Here is a 23,724-nt window from a genome sequence, read left to right as displayed (position 1 = left end):
TGCGCCCGGCTCTACAGGTGCATGAGCCTCAGAGCGCGGCTTCGGCCTTCAGTGCCGGCCAGTTGCGGGTGGCGTCCACATCACAGGCCACATGCGTGCCCTTGCCATCCTTCGCGCAGAGCGCCGCCATGGCCTGCGGGATCTTCGGGTCGGCGGTATGCGAATACACCGCTGCCAATGCCAGGCACCCTTCGCGGACACCGGCGCCGCACAGCGTCTCGAAGTAGGGCAGCGACGCGGCCCATTTCTCGGCCTCGAACAGGGCTTCGCCGGCAACCTTGCAGCCCAGCAGCTTGCCCTCGGTGCAGCAGGCCTTGGCGCCGTCCTTGCGTGCCAGGGTGGGGCAATCCAGTGGCAGCGGGATCTCCACAAACGCCACCGGCGGCGTGCAGCTGGCATTGCCTGCGGCGGGCTTGCGCTCGTAGTAGGCGAAGCGGTTGCCGCCGTCGACGCTGGCGAGGTTTCCGTTCTTCAGCGGTTGCAGCACGAAGTCGCTGCCGACATCGGGACGGATGAGGATGCGGCCGTCCTGCAGGCGCGCGCGCAGGCGCTGGTCGCGGCCCTCGGCCTCAACCAGGCCGCCATCGAGGAAGCGCAGCTGCGAGAGCACACCGTACTCGGCTTCATAGCTCCCACACGGCAGCGCAGTGGCCGGCACCGGAGCCAGTGAAGCGACCGGCGCAGCGGCCAGGCTGGCAAGCGCCTTGGCGCGGCCGCAGGCCACGCCGTCCGCGCGCTGCGCGCACGACAGCTGCAGCGCTTCGTGGGCCTGCAACAGGCGCCCGCCACTCCACAGCACCTCGGCAACGTCGGCGCAGAAGGTCTCGCCGTGCTGCTGCCGGCACAATGTGGCCAGCTCATCGAGCTGCGCGGACGGCAACACGGGATCAACCGAATGCTGCAGCCCGAGCAGGGACTTGCCGATCATCTCCAGCCCGACCACCTCGGCGATCGCCCTGCAACCCTCGGCGTTGAAGGATGCGGAATCCTCCTTGCAGATCTCCGGCTTCGGCGGCTCGGCCCGTGCAGGCGCCGGGGCAGCGTCCTTGGCCTGCTGCTGGTAGGTCTCCAACAGCTGGGAGCAGGCCGCGCCCACGCCCTCGACGCACCAGGCGTGCAGCTTCACCGGTGCGGCCTCCGGCAGCGCCTCCAGGCACTCGGAGGTGTTCATCACGCAACCATCTTCGATGGGCTCGGGCATCGTCCTGCAGGCGGCGGCGTGCTCACGGGTGAACTCGCGATAGGGCGTGTTGATCGTGCGGTCGTTGTCCGAGAAGAACCAGTTTTCCAGGCGTCCCGTGGACAGGTTGCCGGTGCCGAGCACGTCTTCCTGGCGGGCGATGCGCAGCTCCTCGGTGGCCTGGTAGGGGCCGGACAGGAAGGCGTGGCCTTCGCTCTCGATGGTCAGCGTGATAGTGCCGTCGCTGTCCTTGTAGGTGCCGCAGGCCATCGACTGCGCGGCAGCCGGCAGGCTGGCCGAGGCCAGTGCGAGCAACAGCAGGGAGCGCCAGCCCGCAGCGCGGGGGCGGAGGGAAACAGCAGCAGGCATGGGGTCATCCTTGAAGGAGGCAAAGCAGGACCTGTCCGGTGCAGGGCGCACCACAGGCAGGAGAAGACGCCACGCGTCAGGCGTGGCGCCGGAAGGTCAGAGCCAGTCGCGCGGCACCAGGTAATCGGCCAGGCGTGCCTCGGCGCTACCCGCTTCCGGGGTGAAGCCGTACTCCCAGCGCACCCGCGGCGGCAGGCTCATCAGGATGCTTTCGCTGCGGCCACCACTCTGCAGGCCAAACAGCGTGCCGCGGTCGTAGACCAGGTTGAATTCCACATAGCGGCCGCGTCGGTACAGCTGGAACTCTCGCTCGCGCTCGCCGTAGGCGGTGTCCTTGCGCTGCTGCACGATCGGCAGGTAGGCATCCAGGAAGCCATCGCCGACCGCACGCAGATAGTCGAAATCGCGCTCGAAGTCGCCGTGCAGGTCGTCGAAGAACAGGCCGCCGACGCCGCGCGTTTCATTGCGGTGGCGCAGGAAGAAGTACTCGTCGCACCAGCGCTTGTGCGCGGCATAGCGTTCGTCGCCGAACGGGGCGCACAGGTCGCGCGCGACCCGGTGCCAGTGCTGCACGTCCTCGTCGAACGGATAGAACGGGGTCAGGTCGAAGCCACCGCCGAACCAGCTGGCCACCACTTCGCCGTCGCGCTGCGCCTGGAAGAAGCGCACGTTGGCATGCGTGGTCGGCACGTAGGGGTTGAGCGGGTGGAACACCAGCGACACGCCAGTGGCACGCCAGGAGGCGCCAGCCAGTTCCGGACGGTTGGCCGAGGCCGATGGCGGCAGGCGGCTGCCGGCCACGTCGGAGAAGCCGATGCCGGCCTGCTCGAACACCGCACCGTCGCGCAGCACGCGGGTACGCCCGCCACCGCCCTCGGCACGCTGCCACAGGTCTTCCTGGAAGCGGGCCTGGCCATCGACGGCCTCGATCGCCGCACAGATGCGGTCCTGCAGGTCGGTGAGATAGGCGCGCACGCGCTCGAATTCGTTCATGGCGCGTACTTTACCGCAGGGCCCGCCCGAAGCTGCGGGCAGGCCCTGGCCGGCTCAGCGCTTGCGGTTGGAGTTGCGCGGCGCCGGAGCGTCGTCCACGGCTGCCTCGTCAACCGCCTTCTGCAGAGCACCACCCAGCGTGATCAGCTCCCAGTTCTGGGTGCCGAGCACGTCGCAGGCCACATGCAGGCCACTACGGTCGGCCTTGCACAGCTGCTCCAGGGTTGCCCGTGCGTCCAGTTCCGCGCCGTTGCCCTGTGCGGTCACCAGGTTCTCGCACCCTTCGCGCACGCCGGCGCGGCAGACCGTGGTGTAGTGCCCGGCAGCCTGCAGCCAGTCGCCGGACAGCGCAAGGCGGTTGCCGAGAATGTTGCAGCCCTGCAGTTTGCCCTGCGCGCAGCAGGCTTCGGCACCGCCCTCGTTGGCCAGCGCCAGCGGGCAATCCTGCGGCAGTGGCAGCACCTTGAACTGCTTCGGTGCACTGCACCGGGTCGGGCCCTCGCCGGTGGGGACGAACACCTGGAAGCGGGTCCAGTTATCCAGGCCCAGCAACTGGCCGCCGGGCAGCGGGCGCAGCACGAAGTCACCGTCCCGGTCGTGATGGATGCGGATGTCGCCCGCTTCGACGCGTGCGCGAAGATGGCTGCTCCAGCCCACACCGACCAGGCCGGCGTCACCGAAATCCAGCGTGTCCATCAGGCCGCCGTCGGACCGGTAATTGCCGCAGGGCAATGCAGTTGCGGGCTGCGGTCGCAGCGATGCGCCCACTGCCTGCAACGCCGGCAGGCGCTCGCAGGTGGCGGTGTCATTGCCGGGGGTGCAGGCTGCAGCCAGGGCCTGCACCGCCTGCTGGGGATCTCCCGCGTCCCAGGACAGCTCAGCCACGCGGGTGCAGAAGCCGCCGTGCGCTACCTCGCGGCACAACCGCAACAACTGTTGCCGCCGCTCAGCTGGAATGATCACCGGCACGGTCGGCGCCGTCATCGTCACCATGGCTTCGGTCATGGCGGCCGTCATCGCGGCCTTGACCAGCTGCTCCTGCGCCGCCGGGTCGGCCTCGAGTGCGGCGGCACACGCCGGGGTTCCCTGTTCGAAGCCACCGTTGTCACAGGCGGCGGGGAGTTTGATACCGGACAAGGCGGCGTCGAGCGCTGCCTTTGCCAGGGCGGGATCGGCCTCGACCGTGGGTTTGGCCTCCTCGTGCCAACGATCGGCCAGTTGCAGGCACATGCCGGGCACGCCTTCCCGGCACCCTGCTTCCAGCGCGGCCGGGGTCGCTTCGCGACGGTTGTCCAAGCACACGGCCGCATCGGCCAGGCAGCTGCCATCAGCCGGCGTGGCGGCTGCGGCGCACTGTGCGGGGGCCTGCAGGAGGTAGACCGTGCCATCCACCTCGACCGTGCGGCCACGATCGCGCACCTGCAGCGCACTGGGCAGGCCGTACTCCAGGTTCACCAGCTGCAGCTTTCCGTCGATCTGCTGGAACGCGACCGGAGACGGCGCACTGCCGAAGTGCTTCTGCTCGCCGCGGTTCGGTGAGCTGATGCGCAGCGTGCCGCTGCCTTCGTCGGCCTTGAACAGGCCGCATTGTGGTGACTGTGCGGCGGCCATCGGCGCGGCCAGCAGCAGGGCCCAGGCCAGCCAGCGGCGGCGCGGTGCGGGTGAATGCATGTCGTCTCCTTGACGATCGAACGGGAAGCTCCTGGCGCTACGGCGAACCCTGGCCCTCGCGCGGGGGCGTGCATTGTGCCGCGTCGGGCAGTGGCCGGTAACGCTGGTAGCCGGTCTGGGTATCCATGCCGAGCAGGTCGCCGTTGCCGAGCTGGCGCAGCACAAGGGTTTCGCCGTTCTGCTGCAGCTGGACGGCGCCTTCATGCAGGCGGGCATGCGCGCCATCACCGAAGTCGAGCATGTCGATCACGCCACCGTCGGCCTGGTAACGGCCGCACGGCACCTGCTGCAGCGGAACCAGGCGCAGGTCGGTGCCGAGTTCACGCAGCGGTGCAGTACGTTCGCAGGCACTGACGCGGCCCGCATCGCAGGCCACCTGCAGGGCCTGCACTGCCAACGCAGGTTCCAGCGCGTTCAATTGCTGCGCGGCCACTTCCACGCAGAAGCGGCCACTGCGGTGCTGCAGGCACCTCTGCTGCAGCTGATCGCGTACAGCGGCCGGAAGCGGCGAATCCAGTGTGTCTTCGTCTTCCTGCAGCAGGCGTTGATTCACCCGCTGCATAGCGGCAGCCAATGCATCATTGGTCAGCGCCTCGCAGGCCTGCGGGTCATGCCCGGGCGTGTGTTCGCGGCAGGCAGGCGGGCGATCAAAGCCCGTGGCACCGACGTCGTCGGTGGCCTTCGCTGGGCTGTCATCCCGCAGTTGTCGCAGCAGCGCCGAGCAGCCCGCGCCAACGCCTTCGCTGCACGCGCGCTGGATCTGGCCGGGCGAAGCCGCGGGCAGCTGCGCAATGCAGTGGCTGCCGGCGGCGCGGCAGCTGCCGGCAATCGCGGCGGGTTCGCTGGCGCAGCCCCGGGACTGGCGCAGCGTGTAGACCACCACGTCGTCTTCGATGCGCTGCCCATCGGCGCTGATCCGGACCGGCAGTGCCACGCCATCGTCGAGCATGACCAGTCGGGCCTGCGCCGCACTGCGATCGACCCACAGCGGCTCCGGCTCGCTGCCGTCGTCGCGGCGGTAGCCGCTGCTGGGTGATGTGAATATCAGCGCCATGCCACCGTCGGTGCTGCGGTATTCGCCACAGCGCAGCGCATCGGCGGCGGCAGGCAGCGCGGCGAACAGCAGCAGCGCGGGGAGAAGGGTCAGCAAGCGCATGCGACGGTCCTTGTCGTGCGGAAAAGGGGGTGTGGCTCAGTGGAAGCGCGAGCGGATGTCTGGTCGCAGCAGTCGCCAGGCCAGCCAACCCTGCAGGCCGAGGAGTACGAATGACATGGCCACCATGGTCAGCGTGATCAACCAGCGCTTCAGATGGAGTTCCTGTTGCAGGACGGCGTCGTCGGAGAGAAACGGGATGACGTCGCGCATGAACACGTCCAGCCACCCGGCGATCGCAAAGTTGGTCAATGCACTCATCAGCAGGATGGCCACAAAGCTCCACAGGCCCCAGCTGCGCTCGCGCAGCAGTCCCCAGCTGGCCAGTGTCGAGGCAAGGCACAGCAGTGCGACGATCATCGACGCGGCCACCGGATGCGCCAGAAGCCAGATCAGGCTGTGCAGGTGCTGGAGTTGTACTTCCCTCTCAGCCAGGTGCCAGATCGGAAGGTTGTGCAGCGGCCACAGCAGCAGTCCCTGCATCACGAAGTAGACCGTGAGCAGCAGTGACAGCCAGAACGAGGCGTGTGCGATCGGGCGCACCCAGGCGTGATAGGTCGGTTGGACCAGCGAAGGAATCGGCGGGATCGACATTGACATCCGGTGTCCTTGCAATCGGTGCCCGCGCGCTCAGCGGGCCGTCACCCGGGTGGCGACGGCCGGCAGGATATGGTGTTCGCTCAGCGGTGCCAAGGGCAGGCCGTGCGGTGGCTGCAGCGGCACCCAGGCCAGTTCGGCGATCTCCGCGCGTGCCTGTGGCATGCCGTCCATCTGCACCCACCAGGCCTGGGCCTGCACGCGGTGGCCAGGCTCGTTCACCGCCCAGTCCTGGAACGTGCCCAGCGCGATGGAGGCATCGGTGCACAGCTGCACGCCGAGTTCCTCGTCCAGCTCGCGGGCCAGCGCCTGCAGCGGTGCTTCGCCGGCTTCGGGTTTGCCGCCCGGCTGGATGAAACGGTCAGCGCCGTGCTTGCGCACCACCAGCGCCCGGCCGCGGTCATCCAGGATGACCGCGGCCACGATGTGGATCGTGGCCGCGGCGTTGCTCACTTCAGGTTCTGCTCGAACAGCTTGAGGATGCGCTTGTACTGGTCCAGCCAGGAATCGGCGCGGACGTAGCCGTGGCGCTCCAGCGGGTACGGAGCGATCGACCAGTTGTCCTTGTGCAGTTCGATCAGGCGCTGGGTCAGGTTCACCGAGTCCTGGAAGAACACGTTGTCATCCATCATGCCGTGGGCAATCAGCAGGTTGTCCTGCAGGTTCTGCGCGTACTCGATCGGCGAGGACACGCGGTACGCCTCCGGATCGATGTCCGGGGTATTGAGGATGTTGCTGGTGTAGCCGTGGTTGTACTGGTGCCAGTCGACCACCGGGCGCAGCGCGGCGCCGGCCTTGAAGGTGCCCGGCGAGCGGAACAGCGCCATGAAGGTCATGAAGCCGCCGTAGGAACCGCCGTAGATGCCGGCGTGGTCGCGGTCACCCTGCTGGGTGTCGACCAGCCAGTCCAGGCCATCCTTGTAATCTTCCAGTTCCGGGTGGCCCATGTTGCGGTAGATCGCCGTACGCCAGTCGCGGCCGTAGCCCTCGCTGCCGCGGTAATCCATGTCCAGCACGATGTAGCCCTTCTGCACCAGCAGGTTGTGGAACATCTGCTCGCGGAAGTAGGCCGGGTAGCGCTGGTGCACGTTCTGCAGGTAGCCGGCACCGTGCACGAACATCACGATCGGGTACTTCCTGCCGGCTTCCTTGTTCTCCGGCTCGTAGTACTTGGCCCAGACCACGCCGGCACCGTGCTTGGACGGAACCGCTACCAACTTCGGCTGGATCCACTGGCGTGCCTTGTAGTCGGCAGTGCGGGTGTCGGTCAGCACGCGGGCCTGGCCACCGGTGCTGGGCAGCACGGCCAGCTGCGGCGGCAGGTAGGCGCCGGAGTAGCGCACCAGCAGCTGCTGGCCGTCCGGCGACAGCGAGAAGTCTTCCACGCCGTTGAGGCTGGTCAGCTCGCGCACCTGGCGGCTGCCGGTATCGACCGCGCAGACTTCGTAGTCATGCGGGGCCTGCTGGTTGCACAGGAAGTAGAAGCCCTTGCCATCGGCCGACGGCACCGGCGCCGAGGTTTCCCACTTGCCGCTGGTCAGCGCCTGCGGCTTGGCCGTGCCGGCCTGGGTGTACAGGTGCGAGAAGCCCGATTCCTCCGACAGCAGCCACAGCGTGCGGCCATCGGCCATCCAGCCGAAATCATTGAAGCCCCAGTTGATCCAGCCGTTGTCGGTCAGGCGATGGCGGTTCTGCACGCGGCCATCGGCAGCGTTGACGCTGATGATCCAGCGGTCCTTGTTGTCGTTGGCACGCAGCATCACCGCGGCCTGCTGGCCGTCGGCGCTCCAGCGGATGCCACCGCCCATGAAGTCGCTCATCACCTGCACGCTGCGGTCGCCCTTCAGCGCATCCTTGCCGGCCTTGCGGCGCAGCTCGGCCAGCGGGTCGGTGCTGATGCCGGGCAGGCTGGACAGCGAGACCTTCTCGGCCTTGCCGGTGCGCACGTCCACGTACCACAGGGTGTGCGGTTCGAAGCCGTTGCGGCCGACGCGGGTGCGGGTGTCTTCGGTTTCCTCGTAGCCCGACTCGGTCACGTACAGCGGCATCTTGCCGCCGCGGCCGTCATCGAAGTCCTTCGGCTTGGTCACCACGATCAGGCGGGTCAGGTCCGGCGACAGCACGCTGTCGGCGATCTCCACGTCGGTGCCCAGGTACACCGGGCCCGGCGCGCGGGTCGGGTCGGCCTGGCGCCAACGCTGGTCCTGGTCCTTCAGTGCTTCGCGCTGGTCGCGGTCGCGGCGCAGGGTTTCCAGCGTGCGCAGCTGCTGGTCACGCAGCACGTCGGCCTTCGGCGGCGTGCGCGGATCCTTCTCGGCCTTCAGGCTGGCCACCTGCTGCACGCCGCTGGCGGCGGTCCAGTGGAACCAGTTCTGGCCAACGCGCCAGATCACGCCATTGTCGGCAGCAAAGTTCACGTTGCCCGCGCGCTCGTTGCTGCGGGTCAGCTGGGTCAGCGCGCCGCTGCGCAGGTCGCGCACGAACACGTCGCCATTGCGGGCGAAGGCGCTGCGGCTGCGGCTGCGGTCGTAGACCGGCTCGGCCACGTCCAGGGTGCCGCGCTGGTCATCGGCCACCTGTGCGGCCACGCCACCCGCCACCGGCTGGCGGAAGGTATCGCGCACCGGGCTGCCGCTGCGCTTGAGCTGGTATTCCACCTGCTGGCTGTTCCACGACCACCAGGCCTTCTCGACCGGCGGACCGATCCAGTCCGGGTCGGCCATGGCCTGTTCGATGGTGATCGGCGTCGGCGCGGCATGCGCAGCCGGTGCGGCCAGCACGGCCGACAGCAGGAGGGACAGGGGCAGCACTCGGGACATGGGCGGACGGCACCAGAAGAGGAAACCGGCCAAGCGTAGCAGCCGCAAGGGCCCGGGGCAGGGGCCACAGGTCATGGCAGCGGGATTGGCAAAGTGGTGCAACCGGTAGCCGGCCTCGCGCATCCATTCTCCTGAACCCGCATCATCCACCGAACAGGAGCCCGACCATGCAGGAACTGATCCCGATCACTCTCTTCATCTGCATCGCCTACGCGATCCACGCCATTGCCGATGCCCGCGCCCGCAGCAAGCTGGTGGCCCCGCACGTGCCGGAGGAAGTGATCCGCTCACTGGCCGTGCTGGAAGAAGAACGCCGCCGCCAGGGGGCGCTGCGCTGGGGCATAAGCCTGGTCTGCCTGGCGCTGGCCATGGCCCTGCTGGAAGCCATCGGTGCCCGTGACCTGACCTTCGGTGCCGCCGCCGCGCTGGTCGGCAGTGCTGGCCTGGGCCAGCTGCTGGCCTGGCACTTCACCCGCCCCGCCGCACGCAAGGGCTGAGCCGGCCCATGTCACGGGCACAGGGGGCGCCCCGCAGATGAGCCTGCTCGGCGAAGCATTGTCGGCACTGCGGGGCCGTCGCCGCCACGATGCAGCGGCGACGGCGGCACCCGCCGCACCGCTGGATGCGGACCAGGCCCTGGTGCGGGCCATCATCGATGGCTCGCAGGCGGCGTTTTCGCAGCTGGTCGAGACACATCAGCGCACCTGCGCACATGTGATCGGGCGCATGGTGGGCGACCGCGATCAGGTGGCCGACCTGCTGCAGGAGACCTTCCTGGCCGTGTTCCGCCAGCTGCACCGCTTTCGTTTTGAATCCTCGCTGCGCACCTGGGTTTCCCGGGTGGCCTACACCACCGCGCTGCAGCACCTGCGCCGGCGACGGCTGGAGGCGCAATGGATGGTGGCGGTGGAGGTGCCGGAGGAACTGGGAATCGGCGATGAAGGACCGGGGCCGGCTGAACTGAGCGAGGCGCTGCAGGCGGGGCGCCATCTTGGCGTGGCGCTGGAGCGGTTGAGTGCACCGCAGCGCCTGATCGTCGGCCTGCACTACCTGGAGGACTTCGACCTGGTCGAGATCGAGCAGGTGACCGGGCTGGCACGCGGTACCATCAAGAGCCACCTGCACCGCGCGCGCCAGGTCCTGAAGCAGGAACTGACGCGGCATGCCGCCGCCGGAGAACTGCTGTGAGCCCATCGACCGACCCTCGCGATGCGGAAGAACGCGCGCTGGCGCAGGCGTTGCGTGAGCAGACGCAGCAGGAAGAGACGCCGGATGTGAGCGAGGCGCTGCAGAAGCGCATTGCCGCTGAATCGCGCGATAGTGGCGTGGGCTATGTGGTGGTGCAGGTGGTGTTGTTGGGGGCGTTGGTGGCGGCAGCTGTCTGGTATTTCTGGGTCTAGAAGAACGCTGACGCCTGCACCTGATTCTGGACGCTTTTTCCTCCAACACCTGATCAGATGGCCAGGCATCGGGCGTTGTCTGCAAATCGACAGTTGGTCTTCCGCGTCAGATTCCGTCACCTCGGTCTCGTCATCAGTGTCGGTGGCTCTATCCAGGACCTACGAGCTGCGTGTGTTTCCTGAGGAAAGTTGCAAATCCCATGTCTCCACTTGAGGCGAAGTTTCACAATCAGAGATTCTCAACCATCAGCTTCCAAAGGCATGGAGTGAGAATCACGTGGACAGGTGCGCGAGTAAGCCAATGCCGGATGCAGTTGGATGATGCTCTACTACGTCCAGCTTTCGCTTGCCCGATTCAAGCAGAGAGTCGGCACTCATCTGTCAATCGCTCTCATGCTGGGTGCGGGGGTAGGGATCACCACCGTGATGCTTTCCATTGTTCTCCAGGCATCGTCGGATCCCGCTCCAGGCCGGAGCTCGGCACTGTTCCGCCCTTACCTTGACGCGCGTCCAGATGCACTGCGCAGTGGCTCTCCGGATCCTGGTCAGTCACTGACCTGGCCAGACGCGAAGGTGCTTCTGAACCAAGGCCGGACGTGGAAGCAGGCAGCAATGGCAGGGGGCGCGGTGACGCTCTCCCGGCCGGGAGAGCCCGGCGCAAGATTGCGCGCCAGGTTCGCCACGTCCGAAGTCTTCAGTGTCCTCGGCATTGCCGTTGTTCAAGGGCGCGCATGGACCGCCGAGGAGGGGCATGCTGCGAGTCGAATCGTGGTTCTGTCGCGTGTGCTCGCAGAGCGCGAGTGTGCACAGGGCTGTGTTGGTCATCAGTTGGACCTGGGCAGACGCACCTATACCGTGGTGGGTGTCGCGGAGGATTGGCATCCGGTGCCTATGTTTCAGGGAGACCTCACGCGCAGACCGTTTGTGGAGCCTGACGAGATCTACCTGCCGCTTGAAACCGCAATCGCAGACAAGCTGACCGTTGTGGACGGGACGGCGATCTGGGGTGGTGACCAGGACACGGATCCTGCAGGGGCCAATGTTTCCTGGCTTCAATTGTGGGCGTGGCTGCCCACCGCAGATGATGTCGCCGCTTACCGCGCGAATCTGAATGCCTATGCGCAGGAAAAGGGGCTTCGGATCGAGCCAGGCACCCAGCAGGTGGCACTCTGGCCGTTGATGGATTGGCTGGACAGGCTGGGATTGGTTCCGGAGCAGGCCAGGATGCAGCTTCGGTTGTCGCTGATCCTGCTCGGCGTGTGCATCGTCAACGCGGCGGCGCTGCTGAGCTTCAGTCTGGGGCGCCGTCGGCGGGAGCTCGCGATACGACGTGCACTGGGAGCACGACGCCGAGACGTGTTCATCCAGCTCATGTGGGAATCCATCGCGGCGGGCGTCGCAAGCGGTGCGCTCGCTGTCGTCACCTATACGCTGGGAATCCGGGTGGTTGCTGCGGGAGACGTTCTGCCCAGCGCGATAACAGCGATGCATGCCGGGGCAATGCTGATGGCGGCTGGTCTGGGAGTCGTCACGACGTTGCTCTGTTCATTGGTCCCATCGTTTGAAATCTGCAGGGTCAGCTCACTGTCGAGTGCCTTCGCGAAGGGGGCTGCCTGAAATGTTCGAATCAATGAGGGAGACTCGACGACATCTGGGAAGCGCCGCACTGCTTGCAGTGCAGGCTGCGCTTGCAAGCCTGGCATGTGCGTTCGCACTGCAATCTGTGCTGGACAGCTTCGCCAGATTGAACACCCGCAGCATCCGGGACGCAGTATCGATTGGTGTGGTCAGGGTCTCGGATGTCGAAGAAGGCGCTGATGCTGCAGTGCTGCGGGCAGACCTGTCCGCGATCCGGCTGCCCGGTGTTCAGGACACGGTTGTGAGCGACGCTGTTCCGTTCGGGGGAAGAGCCCATCGATACGGCGTGTGCACCAGCGAGTCGGCCATGGCGTACTCGATGAACGCGGGTACGACAGACGTTGCTGGATGTGATCGCATTCCCGTGGCAACTGCCAGCTCTGGCTTGCTGGCGATGCTGGGCGCGGGAATCGTCCTGGGACGGGATGCCACAGAGGACGACATGGCTGAAGGTGCTCCGGTAGTGCTGATCAGTGAAGCGCTGGCTGCCCGTCTGTTCGGAACGGAGAGTGCTGTTGGCCGCCACCTGTATTTCGGCCCCGGCAGCAGCCGGGTCATCGTGGGCGTATTTGCGTCTGTTGCTGGACCGGCACCAGGAGGCAATGAGCGGGACTCGCAGTGGGCGCTGCTTCCTGGCCTTCCCACGGGCGCCAGTCGCTATTATCTGGCGAAGTGGAAGTCGGAGGTTGATCGTTCATCGCTTGATCGCACTGTCGATGCGCTGCAGCGGCCCTATCGGATCGTGAATTCGACCGGTGTCGAGACGCTGGCGGGATATCGCGACGCCTACGTCAAAGCTGATCGCTTCGCTACGACCGTGCTCGCGGTCATGACGGCCATCGTTCTCGGTGTACTGATGGCCGGGGTTTCCGGAGTCGTAGGCGCCTGGCTTGATCGGCGCCGGCACTCCATTGGGGTTCGACGGACACTCGGTGCTCGCGGCTCAGTGATCTTTGCCGAAATCATGTTCGAAGTTTCACTGTTCACCACACTGGGCGCCCTGCTCGGCGCGTTGTCGTTGCAGTGGATAGGGCCGCCACAGGATGGCATCACAGGTTCACTGTGGTTATCGATATCGAGCGCTGTCGTGCTGGTGATGGCGGCCTGCTTGACTGCACTGGTACCCCGGGCCCTGCGAATCGCCAAGGAGCCGCCCTTGACCCTGCTGAAGCCCCTGTAGCCCGTTCATCCTGTCATCCAGCTTCCCTGCGACAAAGTGAAGCAGCGCGTCACCCGGTCGCATCCCACCTTAACGAAATCCTCCTAAAGTGGTCCGGTATCCCACCGGTCACAGGCAGGAGGCGTCCCTTGGACGCGTTGTTGTTGTCCCGGATCCAGTTCGGATTCGTCATCAGTTTCCACGTGCTGTTCCCCGCCTTCACCATCGGTACGGCCAGCTGGCTGGCCTTCATCGAATGGCGGTGGCTGCGCACGAAGTTGCCCGTGTGGCGCGAGCTGTATTTCTTCTGGCAGAAGATCTTCGCCGTGTCGTTCGGCATGGGCGTGGTCAGTGGCATCGTCATGGCCTTCCAGTTCGGCACCAACTGGCCGCGGCTGAGCGAGGTGGCCGGCACGGTCATCGGTCCGTTGCTGACCTATGAGGTGCTGACCGCGTTCTTCCTGGAAGCCAGCTTCCTCGGCGTGATGATGTTCGGCTGGGGCCGGGTCTCGCCGCGCCTGCATTTCTTCTCCACCTGCATGGTGGCGCTGGGCACGCTGTTCTCCACGTTCTGGATCCTGTCGTCCAACAGCTGGCTGCATACACCGGCCGGCTACGAGATGGTCAACGGCATCGTGCATCCGGTGGACTGGTGGCAGGTGGTGTTCAATCCCTCGTTCCCCTATCGCCTGGCGCACATGGCGCTGGGCTCGTTCATCACCACCTGTTTCGTGATCGGTGGCGTGGGCGCGTGGTACCTGCGCAAGGGCACACATGTCGAGGCCGGACGGCGCATGCTGATCGCGGCGGTGGCGTTCGCGGCGCTGACGGTGCCGGTACAGATCTTCGTCGGCGACATGCATGGCCTGAACACGCTCAAGCATCAGCCGATGAAGATCGCGGCGATGGAAGCGCACTGGCATGAAACCCAGGAGGGCGAGGGCGTGCCGCTGGTGGTGTTCGCGCTGCCGAACGAGAAGGAAGAGCGCAACGACTTCGAAGTGGCCATCCCGAAGCTGGGCAGCGTCATCCTCACCCACAGCCTGGACGGCACCTTCGATCCGCTCACCTCGGTGCCGGCCAGCGAGCGGCCTCCGGTGACGCCGGTGTTCTTCGCCTTCCGCATCATGGTTGGGCTGGGCACGCTGATGCTGCTGCTGGCCTGGGTGTCGGCTTTCCAGCTGTGGCGCAGGAAGCTGCTGGATTCGCCGTGGCTGCTGCGCGGCTGGAACTGGATGCTGCCCAGCGGTTTCATCGCACTGCTGTCGGGTTGGTTCGTCACCGAGATGGGGCGCCAGCCGTGGGTGGTGTATGGCGTGCTGCGCACCGCTGATGCGGTCGGCCCGCAGAGTGCGTGGATGACGGCGTTGTCGCTGGGTGTCTATGTGGTTGGCTATGCCTTCGTGTTCGGCTGGGGCATCTGGTACCTGGTGAAGATCCTGCGCCACGGGCCGCAGCCGTATGCCGAGGGGCCGTCGCTGGACCATGGCAGCCATACCCCGGCACGTCCGTTGTCGGCCGCCGATGAACCGCTGGAGGAGCGCTGACATGGACCTGATGACCTGGCTGCCGGTGGCGTGGTTCGCGGTGATCGGCTTCGGCGTGCTGATGTACGTGGTGCTGGACGGCTTCGTGCTCGGCATCGGCATCCTTGCCCCGTTCGCCGAGGACGAGGAACAACTGGACCTGATGATGAACACCGCCGCGCCGATCTGGGACGGCAACGAGACCTGGCTGGTGCTCGGTGGCGCTGGCCTGCTGGCGGCCTTCCCCAAGGCCTATGCGGTGCTGCTGTCGGCGCTGTACCTGCCGGTGCTGCTGCTGGTGGTGGCGCTGGTGTTCCGCGGCGTGGCCTTCGAGTTCCGCTTCAAGGCGCATCGATCGCGCCGGTTGTGGAGCGTGGCGTTCGGCCTCGGTTCGCTGCTGGCCACGTTTGCCCAGGGCGTGATCCTTGGCACCCTGGTGCAGGGCATCCCGCTGGTGGACGGTGTCTATCAGGGCGGGCCGTTTGCCTGGTTCAGCCCGTTCGCGATGCTGACCGGTGCCGCGCTGGTGGCCGGCTATGCGCTGCTGGGCAGCACCTGGCTGATCCTGAAGACCGAAGGTCGCGTGCAGGCGCTGGCGCGGCAGATGACCCGGCCATTGGTGGTGGCGGTGATCGCGGCGATGGGCCTGGTCAGCAGTTGGCTGCCGTTCCTCGATTCGCGCCTGATGGCGCGCTGGTTCAGCGACGGCAACTTCTGGTGGCTGTCGCCGGTGCCGCTGCTGACCCTGGCGGTGGCCGCCGCGCTGTGGCGCAGTGCCACCCACCCGCGCCGCGACCTGCCGCCGTTCCTGCTCAGCCTGGCCCTGTTCGTGCTCGGCTTCCTCGGCCTGGTGCTGGGCATGTGGCCTTATCTGCTGCCACCGTCGATGACCCTGTGGCAGGCCGCCGCGCCGGCGTCGTCGCTGGGCTTCACGCTGGTCGGGCTGGTCATATTGCTGCCGGTCATCCTCGGCTATACGGCGTGGTCCTACCGGGTATTCCGCGGCAAGGTGCACGCCGACACCGGTTACCACTGATCGATTGAAGACGGGGCCTGCCGGTGCCGGGCCCCGTGTTGGGAAATGTGAAACCTGCACACCCTGCGCGGGACGTGCTAGCGTGCGCTCCTTTCCGGCGGCCAGGGGGGCAGCCGGCGACGTCCTGGACGGACGCACGGCTGCAGGAACGGGGGGCCGCCGCGCGTCGCCGTAATGGCTCGTGCCTATCGTTCTCCCGTTGAAGCACCATCGCTAAATGATCGAATTCTCCATCGTCGACTGGGCCGCCTGGGCGCCCGGCCTGAGTGAGCGTAGCCAGTGGCTGGGCTGGGCCGATGCGCCGTACCTGCCGCACGGCGCAGACACGCCGGCGCTGGCCGAAGTGCCGGCGATGCAGCGCCGCCGCATCGAGCGGCTGGGCCGGATGGCGATCCAGGCCGCGTGCTGGTGCGAGGACGGGCAGGGCGCCGATAGTGACGTGCCGCTGGTGTTCGCCAGCCGCCACGGCGACGTGGCCCGTTCGATGGACCTGCTGGGCGCGCTGGTCGGCGACCAGCCGTTGTCGCCGACCGGATTCGGCCTGTCCGTGCACAACGCGATTGCCGCGCTGTATTCCATCGCCCGCGGCCACCGCGGCAACTACCTGGCGCTGGCGGCGGGCCAGGCCACGGTGGAGACGGCTTGCCTGGAGGCCGTCGGCCTGCTGGCCGACGGTGCCCGCGAGGTGCGGGTGGTGGTCTATGAGTCGCCACTTCCGGAAATTTACGCGACGTTCGCCGACGAACCCGACCCGTTCTTTGCCTGGTGCTGGCGCCTGACCGCCCCGGCAGAGGGCCGACCGACGCTGTCGCTGCAGTGGCAGCCGGCCGACGCCCAGGCCAGCACTGCGCCCGGCCTGCTGCCGCATGCGCTGGACCTGCACCGGTTCCTGTTGTCCGGCGCGCCGGCGCTGGAACACGTGGCCCACGGCCAGCGCTGGCGCTGGAGCCGCCGTGGCTGAGCTGCTGCGCCGCCTCGACCATGCCTGGCGGGTGTTTGGCACCGGCCTGAGCTTTGTCGCATTTGGCCTGGGCGGCCTGCTGCTGGGCGTGCTGGTGATGCCGGTGCTGCTGCTGATGCGCGACCCGGTGGTCCGCCGCCGCCGGGCCCGGCGCGTGGTCCAGGTCGCGTTCGCCAGCCACCTGCGGCTGATGCGCGGGCTGGGGGTGATGACGTACGAGATCGAGGGCGGCGAACGCCTGCAGCGCGACGGCCTGCTGGTACTGGCCAATCACCCGACCCTGATCGACGTGGTCTGCCTGATCTCGCTGCTGCCCAACGCCGACTGCGTGGTCAAGCGGGCCGTGGCCTGCAACCCGTTCATGCGCGGTCCGGTACGGGCCGCTGGCTACATCTCCAATGACGATGGCGCCGGCCTGGTCGATGACTGCGTGGCCGCGGTGCATGCCGGCGGCACCCTGGTGATCTTCCCGGAGGGCACCCGCAGCGTGCCCGGGCAGCCGCCACGGCTGCAGCGCGGGGCCGCCAACATCGCCGTACGGGGCCGCCTGGACGTCACCCCGGTGCGGATCACCTGCAGCCCGCCAACGCTGACCAAGGGGCAGAAGTGGTATCGTGTCCCCTCACGTCGCTTTCACGTTCGGCTGCAGATCGGCGAAGATATCCCGATCGCGCCATTTCTGGCCGAAGACGACTCGCCAAGGGGGGATGCCTTGGCAGCACGCCGCGTCACCGAGCACCTTTCTCGTTATTTCGACCTGTCTGGAGATCCGCCCCGTGCAAGCACTTGAGCACGAGATCAAGGAATTGATCATTTCCTCCCTTTCGCTGGAGGACATCACGCCGGAGGACATCGATCCGACCGCGCCGCTGTTCGTCGAGGGCCTCGGCCTGGATTCGATCGACGCGCTGGAGCTGGGCCTGGCGCTGCAGAAGAAGTACGGTGTGAGCCTCTCGGCCGATTCGGAAGAAACCCGTCGCCATTTCTCCAGCGTGCGCGCGCTCGGCGAGTTCGTCGCCGCCCGCCAGTCGTAACGGTGCCAGGACCTGCCATGACCAAGAATGAACTGTTCGAACGCATCGTCAGCATCCTGACCGACAGCTTCGAGATCGAAACCGCCCGGATCACCCCCGAGGCCCGCCTGTACGACGACCTGGACATCGACAGCATCGACGCGGTCGACCTGATCGTTCAGCTGAAGCCGTTGCTCGGCCGCAACCTGCAGCCGGAAGCGTTCAAGGCTGTGCGTACCGTGCAGGACATCGTCGATGTGGTGCACAGGCTGCTGCCGGACCAGGCAGCCGCCTGACCGCAGCGCCGGCGGCTCCACCATGGCACGCGCACGCACGGTCGTGGTGGCTGCGATCTCGCTGGCCTACCCGGTGCTGGTGTACCTGGCGATGGGCCGCTTCGAGCCACGCTGGTTGTCGCTGCTGCTGTTCACCCTGGCCCTGCTGCGCGCGCTGAGTACGCGCCAGCCGCTGTGGTGGGCTGCGGCCGCCGGCACCGGCCTGCTGGCGGTGCTGGCCACTGTGCTCAACCAGGCCCTGCCGCTGAAGCTGTACCCGGCGCTGGTCAACGCAGTGATGCTGGCGGTATTCGGCACCAGCCTGCGTTTCGGCCCGCCGCTGGTGGAACGCCTGGCACGGCTGCAGGAACCGGACCTGCCCCCGTTCGCGGTGGCCTATACCCGCCGCGTCACCCAGGTGTGGTGCGGCTTCTTCGTTCTCAACGGCAGCCTGGCCCTGCTGACCGCGCTGTACGCGTCGGACCGGGTCTGGATGCTCTACAACGGATTGTTGGCGTACGTGATGATGGGCGTGTTGTTCGCAGGTGAGTGGCTGGTGCGGCGGCGGGTGAAGGCGGCGCACGCGCATGGCTGAGTGGATTGCCCTGGACCGACTGCTGCTGGAGGCGCGGCCGCATCGAAGCGTTGGCGTCTGCGATGGCGAGGTGATCGACCACGCCCGCTTCCGCCAGCGCGTACTGGCCTGGCGCGCCGCGTTTGCGGCGGCCGAAGGCCGTGACTGGGCCCTGTATTTCGATGATGCGGTGGCCTTTGCCGCTGCGTTGTTCGGTGCCTGGCATGCCGGCAAGCGGGTGTTCCTGGCTGCCGACAATCTGCCGGCCACGCTGCAGGCGCTGCAGCCGCAGGTGAGTGGTTTCGCAGGCGACGTGTCCGCCGATTATCGTCCGCTGGCGGCGCTGGACGCCGCACCGGACGAGGGTCTTCAGGCGCTGGACGAGCGCGCCTGCGAGCTGTGCGTGTTCACCTCCGGCAGCACCGGACAGCCCAGTGCGATCAACAAGCGCATGGACCAGCTGACGCGCGAGGTGGACGCATTGCAGGCTGCGTTCGGCACGCAGCTGGAAGGCGTGCAGGTGCATGGCACGGTGTCGCACCAGCACATCTATGGCCTGCTGTTCCGCGTGCTGTGGCCGCTGGCTGCCGGCCGCCTGATCCATCCACGCCGGTTCTTCCACGAAGATCTGGTGGGTGCGCTGGCCGGTACCGATACGGTGCTGGTCGCGACCCCGGCCCACCTCAAGCGCCTGCCCGAGCAGCTCGACTGGGCCAGCCTGCATGGCCGCCTGCGCGCGGTATTCTCCTCCGGTGGCCCGCTGCCGGAAGAAGCCGCACGCCAGGTGCGGCAGTGGCTCGGCGTGGCACCGACCGAGGTCTATGGCAGCAGCGAGACCGGCGGCATCGCCTGGCGCCGCTGGGACACCGACCTGCCGCCGTGGCAGCCGCTGCCCGGCGTGCAGTGGCGCATCGAGGAGGGCTGCCTGGCGGTGGCCTCCGCACATCTGGAAACCCCGGATTGGTGGCGTACCCAGGACCGCGTTGAAGCGTTGGCCGATGGCCGCTTCCGCCTGCTGGGGCGCGCCGACCGCATCGTCAAGATCGAAGAACGCCGCGTATCGCTGGATGCGCTGGAACGCGCGCTGCGCGAAGACGCCGAAGTGGATGACGTGCGCGTGCTGGTGCTGCCCGGGCAGCGCGAGCAGCTGGCCGCCGTGGTGGTACCGGCTGACCCGACGCTGCTGGAGGGCGGTGATGCCGCGCGCCGCGCGCTGGGCCAGCGCCTCGGCGCGCGTCTGGCGCATGCGCATGACGCGGTCACCCGACCGCGCCGCTGGCGGCTGGTGCCGGCGCTGCCGATCAACGCACAGGGCAAAGTCACCCAGGCGGCACTGGCAGCGCTGTTCCAGCCGCTGATGCCGGTGCCGGTCTGGGATCACCGCGATGCGGCCAGCGCCACGCTGCGGATGACTCTGGACCCGGCGCTGCGGCCGTTCCAGGGCCACTTCCCGCAGGCGGCGATCCTGCCCGGCGTGGCGCAGCTGGACTGGGCGGTGCGGTTTGGCCGCCAGGTGTTCGCCATGCCGGCAGTGTTCCTGCGCATGGATGCGGTGAAGTTCCAGCACGTGGCCCGCCCGGGCGATGAGCTGACCCTGCAGCTGGACTGGGATGCCGCACGCAACGTGCTGGCCTTCCGTTACACGTCCAGCCACGGCGTGCATGCCAGCGGCAAAGTGGTCTTCGCCGATGCGGACTGATCCGGCCGTTGCCGGTGCCGCGTTCGCGCCACTGGTGGTGATTCCCGTCTACGACCACGAGCACGCCATCGCGGCGGTGGTCGACGGCGTGCAGGCCGCCGGCCTGCCATGCCTGCTGATCGACGATGGCTCGCATGAGGCGTGCGCGGCAGCATTGCGTTCGCTGGCACAGCGCCAGGGCGTCGACCTGCTGCGCCTGGACGTCAACCAGGGCAAGGGCGGGGCGATGCTGGCCGGTTTCGCCGAAGCCGGCGCGCGAGGCTACAGCCACGTGCTGCAGATCGATGCCGACGGCCAGCACGATACCCGCGATCTGCCACGCTTCATCGAAGCGGCGCGCGCCCATCCCGAGGCGGTGATCTGTGGCATTCCGGCCTACGACGCCAGCGTTCCCAAGGCGCGCCTGTATGGCCGCTACGCGACCCACATCTGGGTCTGGATCAACACGCTGTCGCTGCATCTGCGCGACACCATGTGCGGCTTCCGCGTGTATCCGCTGCCGCCGGTGCTGCGCCTGATCGGTGAAGAAACCATCGGCCGGCGCATGGATTTCGATACCGAAGTGATGGTGCGCCTGTACTGGCGGCACCTGCCGGTCGAGCACCTGGCCACGCGCGTGACCTATCCATCCGATGGCGTCTCGCACTTCGATGTGTGGCGCGACAACGTGCGCATCAGCCGCATGCACACCCGCTTGTTCTTCGGCATGCTCTGGCGCGCACCGCGCCTGCTGTGGCGCCGCCTGCGGGGGCAGCGCTGAAATGGCGGCCGCGCAGGGGGCCCCGCACTGGGCCGACATCGGCGAATCCACCTCGGTGGCCGGCGTGCTGTTCCTGTGCTGGGTGCACCGCTGGTTCGGGCGCTGGCCGTTCCGCCTGTGCGTGTGGCCGGTGGTGGCCTGCCATTGGCTGGGCAACCGCGTCGGCCGCCAGGCCTCGATGCAGTACCTGCAGCGGCTGCAGGCATACAGCGGCGTGCTCGGCCGCACGCCGACCCGGCGTGACAGCCTGCGCCATTTCTTCGCCTTCGCCGATACGATGCTGGACAAGATCCTCGGCCTGGGCGGGCGCTATCCGGCCGAACGCATCCACCTGCATCGCGACCTGGTGCTGGAGAAGATCGCGCGCCGCGAAGGCGGGCTGATCCTCACCGCGCACATCGGCTGCCTGGAGCTGTGCCAGGTACTGGCCGAACAGGTGCCGGGGTTCCGCATCACCGTGCTGGTGCACACCGCGCATGCGCAGCGCTTCAACCGCCTGCTGCAGCGGCTGGACCCGCTGGCGGCGGTGGAGCTGGTGCAGGTAACCGAAATGGGCCCGGCCACGGCGGTGATGCTGGCAGAGCGCGTGGCGGCGGGTGGCTTCGTTGCCATCGTCGGCGACCGCACGCCGGTGCAGGGCGGCCGCAGCGTCACCGCCGATTTCCTTGGCCACCGCGCGCCGTTCCCGATCGGCGCCTATGTGCTCGCCGCCGCGCTGGGTTGCCCGGTCTACACCATGGCCTGCCTGCACCAGGGCGAGGGCTATCGCGTGGCGTTTGAACAGTTCGCCGAACGCATCGCGCTGCCACGTGGCTCGCGCGATGCCGCGCTGGCCGAACAGGCACAGCGCTTCGCGCGCTGGCTGGAACTCCAGGTCATCCAGTCCCCGTTGGACTGGTTCAACTTCTTCCCCTTCTGGGATCAGGCTCCGCATGACGACTGACGCCGTACCCGTGTGCCGCTTTGGCGATGCACCGTTGACCATTGAAGACGTGGTTGCCCTGGCCCAGCGCCAGTGCGAGGCCGCACTGAGCGACGCGCCGGCGTTCCGCGCGCATATCCAGCGCGGTGCCGACTTCCTCGACCGCCTGCTGCGCGAGGACGGCGTGATCTACGGCGTGACCACCGGCTACGGCGACTCGTGCACGGTGAACATCCCGCCGGCGCTGGTGGCTGAGCTGCCGCACCACCTGTACACCTACCACGGCTGTGGCCTGGGCCGTTACCTGGACCCGGTCGAGACCCGTGCGGTACTGGCCGCGCGCCTGGCGTCGCTGGTGCGTGGCATGTCCGGTGTCAGTGTGCCGCTGCTGGAAGGCCTGGCCACACTGCTGCAGCACGACGTGCTGCCGATGATTCCGGCCGAGGGCTCGGTGGGTGCCAGCGGTGACCTGACCCCGCTGTCGTACGTGGCCGCGGTGCTGTGCGGCGAGCGCGAGGTGCTGCACGACGGCCGCGTGCAGCCGGCGGCGGATGTGCTGGCGAAGATCGGCATGACCCCGCTGAAGCTGCGGCCGAAGGAAGGCCTGGCGATCATGAACGGTACCGCCGTGATGACCGGCCTGGCCTGCCTGGCCTGGCAGCGCGCCGATTACTGGCGCGCATGGCCACGCGGCTGACTGCGTTCAACGTGCTGGCCAGCGACGGCAACGCGCATCACTTCGACGAAACCCTGTTCTCCGCCAAGCCGCACCCGGGCCAGGGCCGCATCGCCGCGCGCCTGCGCAGCGACCTGCACAGCGAGCGTCCGCCGCGCAATGAACAGCGCCTGCAGGACCGCTATTCGTTGCGCTGCGCACCGCACGTGATCGGCGTGCTGGAGGACAGCCTGCCGTTCCTGCGCCAGCTGATCGAAACCGAACTGAACAGCGCCAACGACAACCCGCTGATCGATGCCGACGGCGAGCGTATCCTGCACGGCGGTCATTTCTACGGCGGCCACATCGCGCTGGCGATGGACACCCTGAAGAACACCGTGGCCAACCTTGCCGATCTGCTCGACCGGCAGCTGGCACTGGTGGTCGATGCCCGCTACAACCACGGCCTGCCGGCCAACCTGTCGGCGGCCACCGGCCCGCGCGCGGCCATCAACCATGGCCTGAAGGCGCTGCAGATCAGCGTTTCGGCGTGGACCGCCGAAGCGCTGAAGCAGACCATGCCGGCCAGCGTGTTCTCGCGTTCCACCGAATGCCACAACCAGGACAAGGTCAGCATGGGCACCATTGCCGCGCGCGATTGCCTGCGCGTGATCGAGCTGACTGAACAGGTGGTGGCCGCGATGCTGGTCGCCGCCCGCCAGGGCCTGGCGCTGCGCGAACGGGTTGGCCTGAACGCGCAGCTGCATGGCAGTCTGGCCGACATGTACGCCGACCTGGGGCAGCGCATCGCCCTGGTTGAAGAAGACCGCGCGCTGGATCGCGAACTGCGGGAACTGCTGGTGGAGATCCGCGCGCAACGTTGGGAGCTGTATGCCGGTGAATGAAGCAATCGAACGGGCCGGCGAGATTTCGCTGACCCCGGCCTTCCATGACTGCGATCCGATGAACGTGGTCTGGCATGGCAACTACTTCAAGTACTTCGAGATCGCGCGCTGCGCGCTGCTCGGCCGCTACGACTACGACTACCCGCAGATGCTCGAATCGGGCTACCTGTGGCCGGTGGTCGATGCGCGGGTGAAGTACGTGCGTCCGTTGCTGTTCAACCAGGCCCTGCGCGTGATCGCGCGCATCGTGGAATGGGAGAACCGGCTGAAGATCGAGTACGAGATCGTCGATGCGCAGAGCGGCCAGGTGCTGACCCGCGCGATGACCATCCAGGTTGCGGTGGACGCTGCCAGCAAGGAAATGCTGTACCAGTGCCCGCCGGTATTGTGGGAACGCCTGGGAGTGCCTGCGCCGTGAA

The 23,724-nt window shown here is 67.4% G+C and carries 23 protein-coding genes and 1 pseudogene; 17 read left to right on the top strand and 7 right to left on the bottom strand.

The annotated features are described in order from the left end of the window. Nucleotides 1–28: 28 nt before the first annotated feature. The 7 genes from ACZK33_RS22765 to ACZK33_RS22735 form a co-directional block, all read right to left on the bottom strand. On the bottom strand, nucleotides 29–1,549 hold the full coding sequence (locus tag ACZK33_RS22765; RefSeq protein ID WP_423174557.1) for a hypothetical protein: 1,521 nt from the start codon (nucleotides 1,547–1,549) through the stop codon (nucleotides 29–31). 96 nt (nucleotides 1,550–1,645) lie between these two features. Beyond that, nucleotides 1,646–2,542 (bottom strand): oxygen-dependent coproporphyrinogen oxidase, encoded by an 897-nt coding sequence (gene hemF / locus ACZK33_RS22760; RefSeq protein WP_065723724.1) that lies wholly within the window; start codon nucleotides 2,540–2,542, stop codon nucleotides 1,646–1,648. A 54-nt stretch (nucleotides 2,543–2,596) separates the two neighbouring features. After that, nucleotides 2,597–4,213 (bottom strand): hypothetical protein, encoded by a 1,617-nt coding sequence (locus ACZK33_RS22755; RefSeq protein ID WP_423174556.1) that lies wholly within the window; start codon nucleotides 4,211–4,213, stop codon nucleotides 2,597–2,599. Nucleotides 4,214–4,250: 37 nt separating this feature from the next. Continuing rightward, nucleotides 4,251–5,369 (bottom strand): hypothetical protein, encoded by a 1,119-nt coding sequence (locus tag ACZK33_RS22750; RefSeq protein WP_423174555.1) that lies wholly within the window; start codon nucleotides 5,367–5,369, stop codon nucleotides 4,251–4,253. A 36-nt stretch (nucleotides 5,370–5,405) separates the two neighbouring features. After that, on the bottom strand, nucleotides 5,406–5,966 hold the full coding sequence (locus tag ACZK33_RS22745) for a hypothetical protein (protein WP_478453922.1): 561 nt from the start codon (nucleotides 5,964–5,966) through the stop codon (nucleotides 5,406–5,408). A 30-nt stretch (nucleotides 5,967–5,996) separates the two neighbouring features. Continuing rightward, the gene (locus ACZK33_RS22740; RefSeq protein ID WP_423174554.1) at nucleotides 5,997–6,416 is read right to left on the bottom strand and encodes an NUDIX hydrolase; all 420 of its coding nucleotides are present in this window, start codon (nucleotides 6,414–6,416) and stop codon (nucleotides 5,997–5,999) included. After that, nucleotides 6,413–8,782 carry a S9 family peptidase gene (locus ACZK33_RS22735; protein WP_423174553.1) on the bottom strand — a complete coding sequence of 790 codons (2,370 nt, stop codon included), beginning with the start codon at nucleotides 8,780–8,782 and terminating at the stop codon, nucleotides 6,413–6,415. The genes ACZK33_RS22740 and ACZK33_RS22735 overlap by 4 nt, the downstream gene beginning before the upstream one ends. 167 nt (nucleotides 8,783–8,949) lie before the next feature. Between ACZK33_RS22735 and ACZK33_RS22730 the strand changes: the two genes are divergently transcribed. The 17 genes and pseudogenes from ACZK33_RS22730 to ACZK33_RS22650 all read left to right on the top strand — a co-directional run bounded on the left by ACZK33_RS22730 (nucleotide 8,950) and on the right by ACZK33_RS22650 (nucleotide 23,723). Then, on the top strand, nucleotides 8,950–9,279 hold the full coding sequence (locus tag ACZK33_RS22730) for a hypothetical protein (RefSeq protein WP_005414880.1): 330 nt from the start codon (nucleotides 8,950–8,952) through the stop codon (nucleotides 9,277–9,279). Between the two features lie 37 nt (nucleotides 9,280–9,316). Continuing rightward, nucleotides 9,317–9,970: an RNA polymerase sigma factor gene (locus ACZK33_RS22725; RefSeq protein ID WP_180837868.1), complete on the top strand. Its 654-nt coding sequence runs from the start codon at nucleotides 9,317–9,319 to the stop codon at nucleotides 9,968–9,970. Then, nucleotides 9,967–10,182, top strand: coding sequence for a hypothetical protein (locus ACZK33_RS22720; RefSeq protein WP_012512479.1), 216 nt, complete (start codon nucleotides 9,967–9,969; stop codon nucleotides 10,180–10,182). Before ACZK33_RS22725 ends, ACZK33_RS22720 begins: the two co-directional genes overlap by 4 nt. 318 nt (nucleotides 10,183–10,500) lie before the next feature. Beyond that, nucleotides 10,501–11,799 (top strand): ABC transporter permease, encoded by a 1,299-nt coding sequence (locus ACZK33_RS22715; RefSeq protein WP_423174552.1) that lies wholly within the window; start codon nucleotides 10,501–10,503, stop codon nucleotides 11,797–11,799. 13 nt (nucleotides 11,800–11,812) lie between these two features. Then, nucleotides 11,813–13,000, top strand: a complete 1,188-nt coding sequence (locus ACZK33_RS22710; RefSeq protein ID WP_459002525.1) for an ABC transporter permease — start codon at nucleotides 11,813–11,815, stop codon at nucleotides 12,998–13,000. Between the two features lie 128 nt (nucleotides 13,001–13,128). Further along, nucleotides 13,129–14,526 (top strand): cytochrome ubiquinol oxidase subunit I, encoded by a 1,398-nt coding sequence (locus ACZK33_RS22705; RefSeq protein ID WP_049462287.1) that lies wholly within the window; start codon nucleotides 13,129–13,131, stop codon nucleotides 14,524–14,526. Between the two features lies 1 nt (nucleotide 14,527). Continuing rightward, on the top strand, nucleotides 14,528–15,541 hold the full coding sequence (gene cydB, locus ACZK33_RS22700; protein WP_005414876.1) for a cytochrome d ubiquinol oxidase subunit II: 1,014 nt from the start codon (nucleotides 14,528–14,530) through the stop codon (nucleotides 15,539–15,541). A 217-nt stretch (nucleotides 15,542–15,758) separates the two neighbouring features. Beyond that, the gene (locus ACZK33_RS22695) at nucleotides 15,759–16,502 is read left to right on the top strand and encodes a beta-ketoacyl synthase chain length factor (RefSeq protein ID WP_049424210.1); all 744 of its coding nucleotides are present in this window, start codon (nucleotides 15,759–15,761) and stop codon (nucleotides 16,500–16,502) included. Continuing rightward, complete coding sequence (locus tag ACZK33_RS22690) at nucleotides 16,495–17,292, top strand: lysophospholipid acyltransferase family protein (protein WP_423174551.1); 798 nt, start codon at nucleotides 16,495–16,497, stop codon at nucleotides 17,290–17,292. The genes ACZK33_RS22695 and ACZK33_RS22690 overlap by 8 nt, the downstream gene beginning before the upstream one ends. Then, nucleotides 17,279–17,536, top strand: coding sequence for a phosphopantetheine-binding protein (locus ACZK33_RS22685; protein WP_005411610.1), 258 nt, complete (start codon nucleotides 17,279–17,281; stop codon nucleotides 17,534–17,536). The genes ACZK33_RS22690 and ACZK33_RS22685 overlap by 14 nt, the downstream gene beginning before the upstream one ends. Nucleotides 17,537–17,553: 17 nt before the next feature. Then, entirely contained in the window at nucleotides 17,554–17,811 is a 258-nt protein-coding gene (locus ACZK33_RS22680; protein ID WP_006402206.1) for an acyl carrier protein, read from the top strand. A gap of 22 nt (nucleotides 17,812–17,833) precedes the next feature. Further along, nucleotides 17,834–18,385: a COG4648 family protein gene (locus tag ACZK33_RS22675; protein ID WP_012512473.1), complete on the top strand. Its 552-nt coding sequence runs from the start codon at nucleotides 17,834–17,836 to the stop codon at nucleotides 18,383–18,385. After that, complete coding sequence (locus ACZK33_RS22670; protein WP_423174550.1) at nucleotides 18,378–20,063, top strand: ApeI family dehydratase; 1,686 nt, start codon at nucleotides 18,378–18,380, stop codon at nucleotides 20,061–20,063. Before ACZK33_RS22675 ends, ACZK33_RS22670 begins: the two co-directional genes overlap by 8 nt. Further along, nucleotides 20,053–20,823, top strand: a complete 771-nt coding sequence (locus ACZK33_RS22665; RefSeq protein WP_071228592.1) for a glycosyltransferase family 2 protein — start codon at nucleotides 20,053–20,055, stop codon at nucleotides 20,821–20,823. Before ACZK33_RS22670 ends, ACZK33_RS22665 begins: the two co-directional genes overlap by 11 nt. A 1-nt stretch (nucleotide 20,824) precedes the next feature. Next, nucleotides 20,825–21,766, top strand: a complete 942-nt coding sequence (locus ACZK33_RS22660; protein ID WP_197615846.1) for an LpxL/LpxP family acyltransferase — start codon at nucleotides 20,825–20,827, stop codon at nucleotides 21,764–21,766. Further along, nucleotides 21,756–23,305, top strand: a pseudogene (locus ACZK33_RS22655) (HAL/PAL/TAL family ammonia-lyase). The gene ACZK33_RS22660 and the pseudogene ACZK33_RS22655 overlap by 11 nt, the downstream one beginning before the upstream one ends. Next, nucleotides 23,292–23,723 carry an acyl-CoA thioesterase gene (locus ACZK33_RS22650; protein ID WP_049462291.1) on the top strand — a complete coding sequence of 144 codons (432 nt, stop codon included), beginning with the start codon at nucleotides 23,292–23,294 and terminating at the stop codon, nucleotides 23,721–23,723. Before ACZK33_RS22655 ends, ACZK33_RS22650 begins: the two are co-directional and overlap by 14 nt. Nucleotide 23,724 lies beyond the last annotated feature (1 nt).

The organism is Stenotrophomonas sp. 86156_Sma, from assembly GCF_056481625.1.
This window is presented reverse-complemented; position numbering and strand designations above follow the sequence as displayed.